Below are 7,551 nucleotides of genomic sequence, written 5' to 3'. Positions count from 1 at the left end.
TTCCAGTCGAATACTTACACAATTACCGCACAGAGCCGATTTTTTCACGATAAATAGCGGCTTTCCTTAAGTTTTTACTCTGGATATGGTACACTCTTCTGACCGGGATCGCCTGATTTCGCCCCCAAATGATTCCTATTTGATTCCAGTGATTCCGGCGCTGGAGGCAAGAGCATGGTCAAGATCACGAAACGTTCCGTCGAGGCCGCCGCCAAAACCGGCAAGGAGTATTTCCTCTGGGATGACGAGCTTCGCGGCTTTGGTCTGAGGTTCATCCCTCGGGCCGAAAAATCTACCTCGCCCAGTTCCGCGCGGGCGGGCGCATCCGGCGGGTCAACATCGGCCCGCATGGCCCGATCACTCCGGATCAGGCCCGCACCGAGGCCATGAAGCATCTGTCCGATGTCCGGCTCGGCAGCGATCCCGGCGCACAGCGCGACCGGCTACGCGCCGCCGCGACCATGAAGGAATTTGGCAAGCGGTTCCTTGACGAACACGTCGCCTCGCATTGCAAGCCTTCGACCCAGTACGAATATGGCCGTTGCGTGGACCTGTTCATCACACCGAAGCTGGGAACGCTCAAAATCATCGACGTCACACGCGCCGACGTCGTCGAACTGCACCAGGGGCTGAAAGAGACACCCTATCAGGCCAACCGGGTGCTCGGCGTGCTGTCCATCATGTTTACCCTGGCCGACACCTGGGGCGTACGAACGGACGGGATCAATCCCTGCTGGAAGGTCAAACGCTACAAGGAAGTGAAGCGGGAACGTTACCTGACACCGGACGAACTGGCCCGGCTGGGCAAGGTGCTCCGCGAGGCAGACGGCGAGCCGGAAGCCGCAACCTGCATTCGCCTGCTGCTACTGACCGGTTGCCGCCTTGGGGAAATCCAGACACTGAAATGGGACTATGTGGACGTCCGCGCTGGTGTCCTGCGCCTGCCGGATTCCAAGACTGGGGCCAAGGTGGTGCCTGTCGGCAAAGCGGTGCTGGACGTGCTGGTAGGGCTTCCCCGGATCGAGGGCAATCCTTACGTGATCACCGGAAAGGTTGAGGGGCAGTATCTAACGGACATCCAGAAACCGTGGCGACGCCTGCGCGCAAGGGCCGGGCTGGACACCCTGCGCATCCACGATCTCCGCCATTCCTTCGCATCGGACGCGCTCCAGCTTGGCGCGGACCTGACCATGATCGGGCGACTGCTAGGCCACACCCAGGTGCAGACCACCGCGCGTTATGCCCACCTTAAAACCGATCCCATCAGAGAGACTGCCAATACCGTGGCTAGTGCTATCGCCAGTGCGCTTGGGAACACTGCGTCAGAAAACAGGATCACCTAGGCCTCTATCCCAGTCGATGCGCCCTTAGTAATATTGAACGAAAATATATTTCCTCCATAAAAGTGACACCTGACCAGATTCGAGCCGCCCACGCCTAGGCGGATAGGCTTTTCACGAATCTGTATGCCATCAGCCTGCACAGCTCCGAGCAATTGAAACAATCATTAATTTTTGACACAGAATCGATAATTATTTTTCCCAACTTTATAATTACAATATTACCAATAAATTTCTAACTTTTGCGGATTCTTTAACACTTTTTTCCCTTTAGCTCTATTGCATTTCCCACAGCTTAGCTGAAAATTTGTGGGATCATTACACCCTCCTGCAGCTAAAGGTAGAATATGATCGTAGTGCTTTTCTACCATAGGATTATTCACCCCACTAACATCATGTCCGCAAAACTGGCAAATACCACGATCTCGATAGAGTATTCCTTTTTCAAGCCATTTAGGTATTTTTCTTCTTTTTAATCTATCATATAATCCAATTTCTTCAATTCGGCACTCTTTTAATTTTTCGTTAAAGAGGAGAAGGAAATTTCTATCGGAGAATAGTATTCTAAAAACGGATGGCACTATCTTTGGAATAGAAATACTTAAAATTACCTCCAATTCGTCTTTCTGGCGGTCATTTGGCAATTCAAAATCAAAATCTTCCATCGCCTCAGTATCAGGAATCCAATCAGGCACATCAACATCAACAGACTCAAATAAAGAACGAAATTCAGACCATACCTGTTTTCTTCTATAATACTCAAAAATACATTTTATAAAATTTTCTATAAATGAGTGAAGAAGAGTACGCTTACATGGTTTCAACATTCTCCCGATAATATCGTCATTTTCACCCTCAAGGAAATCTTTCATTCCATACGCAATAATCTCTTCATTTCCAGAAATTTCGTCAAAGATCATTGCGGAAAATTCATATGCTTTTTTGCTGTATAGTACTGGATCCATTGCCCTTGGTCTCACCACATATTTTTCCTCACAAACGTAGCACGATACATCTAGAATTTCATTATTCGATGTTTTTTCTCTCTTTCTATATAAAATGAGTGGCCCATTTTTTCATAAAAACCTGTGGCCTGTGCGATCTAAATTTAACATTAAAGATTCGGATATCCCGCTTTCCTCTAGAAATTCCTTCGCGTCCAACATAGCGTTTCCCAGATAATTTTCCACGTAGAAGACATGAATAATTCAAAGCTCTGCTGCCTCCATTTTATTGCGGCAGGGCTAGGCCGAGATCCGAATATATCGGTTCCAGTTCCTCATCGGTCAAAATGCCCGGCGAGAGAGCAATATTAGGAAAATTTCCCACAACAAAATAAATGAGGAAAATCGCCGGAAGAGAATAAAGTACCTGCGTCTCTCGCCTCTCTGCGATACGTTTTTCAATGAAACGCTTTGTATTCAGCCAAGAAATAATAGTCTCAGCTGAATTTTCAGAAGAAAGCGGGAGATATGCATCAATAAGCTCGCCATCAAGCCGGGTGACTGTTGGTTTAACGCCTATAGTTTCAATGTAGTGTCCAGCCAATGCATTAATAAGTTCTTTGACACTTTTAACTGACGTATCAATCAACTGACCGACTTGGCAGAAATAGTCGTCGGTCGCTTCGATCAGTGCCATTGCCTTTGCTGCAGCACGCATCATCTCTGGTGTAGATTTAACGCTCGGCTTATAAATTGTGTCGTGGGTAAGTTCACTAAATGCATGCTGTAATAGTGTACGGATTTGGATTTCACAAGGAATATCTAGCGGTATCGGATTACCTTCTAAGCTGACACCGGCTTTCGCCCGAAGGACATAGTGAACCGACTGGTAACCGAACTCCCAAGGCTTACAAGCACGTTCCTCGACAAAATCTCGAGCCTTTTCCCAGAACCAGAACTTATCTCCGGAGTGAGTAATTGTATTTTCGATGATAGAGATTTCGTCCGAAGTAAGAACAACAAAACGAATTCCAACTTTATCCTCAATATCGTCGTAGGGGTTTGCATAGCCCTTTCCGCGATAAAGCGCCTTTTGAATGAGAGAGGCATCCTCTTTTAACCGGTGTTTGACTGGAAGGCGCAAGAAGAGATCCGGCACCTTCACCTGAACGGAAAGCGCCTTGACTATCGTTTGGATGATGAATTTACCCCAAGCATCATAGTGCTCTTTATCGTTACTCCAACGCTGAAGTATTTCGAATTCAGTCGTCATAACTGTTCCGTCACTGGTCTACGAATTGTAATTCTAGTCCAGATTCTGGCTTCACCTCCAGCGAGATCCTCGGCGGGTAAGTCTTCAATTGTGGCAGTACCGTCTCGGATCGCATCCGGCGACACAGAAAATTCGATATCTGGTCCGAATTTGTACTTCCTGCGTCTTAGTCTACCGCTCATTTCACTGAGATCACGAACAACCGCTCTATTGGTTGGGAATTTTTTTGATTCAAGAAATTTGTTGAATGGGTCGCGCAATTCTGGAGGTAAGTACGTTTCACCAAACTGCTGAGAGGTAAACGTAGGAGTTTGGTCAACTTTCACGAACGCAAATAACGCATCACTCAGATCACGCCTCAAGTCGCGATCCTTTACCGAAGAGCGAACGAACTCCTTGGTTAAGTCAAAGAATTTTGCAGTTTCATATTTTCCATTTTCAGGAAACGTGCAGCCGAGAAATCCATCATAAAAGTAGACAGCTGCATTCTCGGGTCGAGCTGAAGTAATGTTACTGTCAAAAACGAAACATCGCCACTGGGTGTCGTTTGTGACTATCTCGTCCCCGGATATGAAAAGAGACAACTTATACAGTCGCGTGGCTGGTGTTAAAAATATATTCTCAAGAAACTCAGTAACTACTTTAGCCATGTCTTGGCGGCGCTGAAACCCTGACTGCATCTCAGCTTTGATCACGCCAACGAAAGGCTTTTCATCACTGCCAACCTTGCCATCGAAAACCAGTAACATGCCGCCCGGGATACCGCGCGATTTTTGCGCGTCAGCAAGCGCGTCTGCCACATGATTAGAGATCGTGGGAAAATCATTATCCGCTGCAAGCACAAGGCGTCGAGCAACTCCGATCACGCTTGCATCGTCGGTTTTCACAATCTGCATTTCTATGCTTTTGGATTGAGCTGAGAAGGCATCGGTAATCCTCCTCCCGAAATGACTAAGGGCTTTGGCGTCTAATGTCTCAAGCTCTTTGCCATAGGATGGCGGGACTATTTTAGGGCTATCTTTCCTCTGAAAAACTTCATGCATGACAACTCGGTTGATAGATAGATTTTCGACAATCAAACCCCCACCTCCTATAAAATTATCTCTAAAGATAATATTTAGAACTAATTAATAAGCAATACAGAAAAAACAACGCGATAAGATCCTGTTTGAAAATCCGCAGTAGTGTCGCTCCGATGCGCGTTGCCAAACAGGTTTTAAGGATCAGACTACTGTCGCTGCCCCACATGGCAAGCACCAAATCGTTGTCGACGTTACCATGTGATATGCGCTCAGTTCAGAGCCATGAGCGAAGCAACGCCTAACAGGCTATGCGGTCACCCGCCTCTGGGAAGCACTCAGGGTGCTTCCACCGGCGATTTTACCAACAAAGGAAACAGGCACATAGGTACGCGAGGCGCCCCGCGCCGCGAGCGGAAATGGCCTTACGGGCCGCCTATCAGGATTCCGCCCAAGGCGCACAATCAACGCCCCCTCCCTTGCGCTTCGCTACGCTTTTGGGGTGGAGAAATTCGCGCACGTCATTTCCTCCACTCCCGAACGCCATTTTTCCCGTCAGCCTCCCCTTAGCGACACCGCTTCACCCCCGAAGCAGACCGCATCAACAAGGGAGGTTTCCATGACCACGAAACCCGGACCAAAGCCGGAACAGCCCCCGGCCCCGGCAACACAGACGCTCCCGCGCGCCCTGACCGCACCGGCCCGTATCCAACGCCCCTATCTGCGCAGTGGTGAAGCCGCCGATCTGATCGGCGTCTCCATCCGCACCCTGGAAAAATACCGCTGCATTGGCGACGGGCCACCCTTCCTGAAAATCGGCACCCGTGTCCTCTACTCCCGGCAGGATGTCGAGGACTGGCTGCAACGTCACCGCTGCAACAGCACCTCCGATGAAAATTTTGTCGCTGCACTCCGTAACCGGGCGTCATGGAGGAACAGATCATGACCGACATGGACACCTCCGACGCCGCCCTGTTCGGCCTGACCACGGTCGAACTGACCTTCATCCAGAAACGCGTCGAACACTGGCTACGCTTTGGTCAGCCGGTATCAGACAAGGTGCTGGACAAGCGCCGTCGTCTGCTTGCGTTCACACCGGGCAGCGTATTCGGCTTCATCCGCTGGGCTGCCAACGACTACGGAACCGTCATTTCCTGCCTCGACATCGTGCGCGCGGTGGACATGCACGAGCCGTTCCAGACCGTGCCTTTTGTCAGCCCTGGCGGTGAACTGCTGCTGGACGTCTCGGGCTGGCCGAAGGTCCGGCGCGTGCTGGAAGAAATCGACGCCATCGAGGCACTGGGGCTTCATCCCGCAGAAATCTGCCCCGATCACTGGCGCATCCTGAACGGTCGCATCGCCGCAAATGTCGCCTCCCGCCCCTATACACTCGCCATGCACAAAGCATGGCTGGCGCGAAGGAGGCTTCTGTCATGACCCGGCGTGCCTGGTTCTTCGGCACATATTTTGTCGTGCTGGCGGTTGGCGTGTCCGCCGTCATTCATGTTGCGCCCCGGCTGCTCTGGAACGAGACGGCCAGTGTGCCGGTCGGGCTGTATCGGGTGCGTCCCGGCAGCGCGCTCCATGTCGGAGATATGGCCGCGATCCGGTTGCCCGACCGGCTGGCACTGTTGCTGGCTCAGCGTGGCTATCTGCCCTTCGGCGTGCCGTTGCTCAAGCCGGTCTCAGCACTACCGGGACAGACTGTATGCCGCGCAAAAGGCAGCGTCACAATCGACGGTAAGCGTGTGGGTGACGCGCTGACCAGTGACCATCGCGGACGCCCGCTGCCTGTCTGGCTAGGCTGTCATCGTCTCTCGCCCGACGAGATTTTCGTCATGAACCCGGCAGAACCTCGCAGCCTCGACGGACGGTATTTCGGCCCGCTTCCCGCTGCGTCGGTGATCGGTCGCGCGGTCCCGCTCTGGCTTCCCGCTTCTCATACTCCCCACACCAAAGGAGATCAGCTATGATCCATCTTGGCACCTTCACGCATACGACCAACGGGTTTTTCGGGCAGATCACCACCTTCCTGATGGCCGACGATCTCTCCATCGTTCCGAACGAAAACCGCACATCGGAAAATGCCCCCGATTATCGCGTCCTGCGCGGTCTTGAGGATGACGCCGCGCAGGTTGCTGCGCCTGGGTACGGCAGAATGAGCGCATCGGCCTGTGGCTGGCCGTGCTGATTGACGACCCGCTGTTTGCCTCTCCCTTGCGTACCCGGCTGATGCCCGACCGCGACGGTTCCGACAGCTTCCGGCTGGTCTGGAACCGACCTGATCCACGTCATGCATCACGTTAAAAACGCGCTTGGTGTGCTGACAGTTTGCAGCGGGATTGCAATGCCCGTGCAGACTGTTTGCGCTGCACCATTCGAAACCTATGTCACTGAGGCCGCCATGCGGGTGAACATCCCGCCGGCGTGGATCACGGCGGTGATGCGCGCGGAGAGCCAGGGTGATGCTTCTGCGGTATCACCCAAGGGCGCGACGGGCCTCATGCAGATCATGCCCGACACATGGCGGGAACTGCGCGCGACGTTGAATCTCGGGGCTGATCCATACGATCCGCACGACAATATCATCGCAGGCGCGACATATCTTCGCTGGCTGCATGACAGCTACGGCGATGCGGGTTTTCTTGCCGCTTATAATGCCGGGCCAGGGCGGTATGAGCAGTTTCTGACAGCAGGGAAAACGCTGCCCGACGAGACGAAAAAATACGTCACCAGAGTCATCCAACTGCTGCGTGGAGAGTCGATTGGCAGCACGATTTCTGATTCGGGTTTCGTCAATCAATCGCACGCCGAAATGCCATCTGGGAATCGGCTTTTTGTCGGCCCGTTTGCATCCCGAGAGGCGGCCCAAGATGCGCCGGAGGTGATGCCGATTTTCGTTCAGGTGATGCGATCAAAGCCCCGACCTCAGGGCCTGTTCATCCCCGTTTCGCAAAAGGACGCACCGTGACGAA

General features: G+C 52.1%; 10 protein-coding genes and 1 pseudogene. 8 read left to right on the top strand and 3 right to left on the bottom strand.

Annotated elements, in window-relative coordinates; translation table 11 throughout:
* Positions 1-290 precede the first annotated feature (290 nt).
* Together JCM25143_RS23955 and JCM25143_RS18460 are read left to right on the top strand one after the other, a co-directional pair.
* Positions 291-380, top strand: a pseudogene (locus tag JCM25143_RS23955) (hypothetical protein); the annotation flags it as partial.
* Between the two features lie 6 nt (positions 381-386).
* Positions 387-1,343, top strand: coding sequence for a tyrosine-type recombinase/integrase (locus tag JCM25143_RS18460; RefSeq protein WP_234395158.1), 957 nt, complete (start codon positions 387-389; stop codon positions 1,341-1,343).
* A gap of 218 nt (positions 1,344-1,561) precedes the next feature.
* Here JCM25143_RS18460 and JCM25143_RS21535 read toward each other — a convergent pair whose 3' ends face one another.
* The 3 genes from JCM25143_RS21535 to JCM25143_RS09635 all read right to left on the bottom strand — a co-directional run bounded on the left by JCM25143_RS21535 (position 1,562) and on the right by JCM25143_RS09635 (position 4,636).
* A complete protein-coding gene (locus tag JCM25143_RS21535) occupies positions 1,562-2,323 on the bottom strand; it encodes an HNH endonuclease (protein ID WP_148300084.1) in 762 nt (253 codons plus the stop codon).
* 247 nt (positions 2,324-2,570) lie between these two features.
* Positions 2,571-3,557 carry a GTP pyrophosphokinase gene (locus tag JCM25143_RS09640; RefSeq protein WP_025860978.1) on the bottom strand — a complete coding sequence of 329 codons (987 nt, stop codon included), beginning with the start codon at positions 3,555-3,557 and terminating at the stop codon, positions 2,571-2,573.
* Entirely contained in the window at positions 3,554-4,636 is a 1,083-nt protein-coding gene (locus JCM25143_RS09635; protein ID WP_148300083.1) for a nucleoid-associated protein, read from the bottom strand. Before JCM25143_RS09635 ends, JCM25143_RS09640 begins: the two co-directional genes overlap by 4 nt.
* Positions 4,637-5,195: 559 nt before the next feature.
* Here JCM25143_RS09635 and JCM25143_RS18450 point away from each other — a divergent pair.
* Genes JCM25143_RS18450 through JCM25143_RS18440 form a run of 6 tightly spaced genes read left to right on the top strand, consistent with a single transcriptional unit; the run spans position 5,196 to position 7,547 of the window.
* Positions 5,196-5,522, top strand: coding sequence for a helix-turn-helix domain-containing protein (locus tag JCM25143_RS18450; protein ID WP_025860975.1), 327 nt, complete (start codon positions 5,196-5,198; stop codon positions 5,520-5,522).
* Positions 5,519-6,013, top strand: coding sequence for a DUF2840 domain-containing protein (locus tag JCM25143_RS09625; RefSeq protein WP_408735034.1), 495 nt, complete (start codon positions 5,519-5,521; stop codon positions 6,011-6,013). The genes JCM25143_RS18450 and JCM25143_RS09625 overlap by 4 nt, the downstream gene beginning before the upstream one ends.
* Positions 6,010-6,549: a S26 family signal peptidase gene (locus JCM25143_RS09620; RefSeq protein ID WP_025860972.1), complete on the top strand. Its 540-nt coding sequence runs from the start codon at positions 6,010-6,012 to the stop codon at positions 6,547-6,549. Before JCM25143_RS09625 ends, JCM25143_RS09620 begins: the two co-directional genes overlap by 4 nt.
* Positions 6,546-6,767 (top strand): DUF736 family protein, encoded by a 222-nt coding sequence (locus JCM25143_RS18445; protein WP_051543186.1) that lies wholly within the window; start codon positions 6,546-6,548, stop codon positions 6,765-6,767. The genes JCM25143_RS09620 and JCM25143_RS18445 overlap by 4 nt, the downstream gene beginning before the upstream one ends.
* Positions 6,761-6,883: a DUF736 family protein gene (locus JCM25143_RS25230; RefSeq protein WP_369347368.1), complete on the top strand. Its 123-nt coding sequence runs from the start codon at positions 6,761-6,763 to the stop codon at positions 6,881-6,883. Before JCM25143_RS18445 ends, JCM25143_RS25230 begins: the two co-directional genes overlap by 7 nt.
* Positions 6,870-7,547, top strand: a complete 678-nt coding sequence (locus JCM25143_RS18440) for a lytic transglycosylase domain-containing protein (RefSeq protein ID WP_025860971.1) — start codon at positions 6,870-6,872, stop codon at positions 7,545-7,547. The genes JCM25143_RS25230 and JCM25143_RS18440 overlap by 14 nt, the downstream gene beginning before the upstream one ends.
* The last annotated feature ends 4 nt before the right edge of the window (positions 7,548-7,551 follow it).

Origin of the sequence: Acetobacter papayae JCM 25143, assembly GCF_000613285.1 — a bacterium.
GTDB lineage: Bacteria > Pseudomonadota > Alphaproteobacteria > Acetobacterales > Acetobacteraceae > Acetobacter > Acetobacter papayae.
This window is presented reverse-complemented; position numbering and strand designations above follow the sequence as displayed.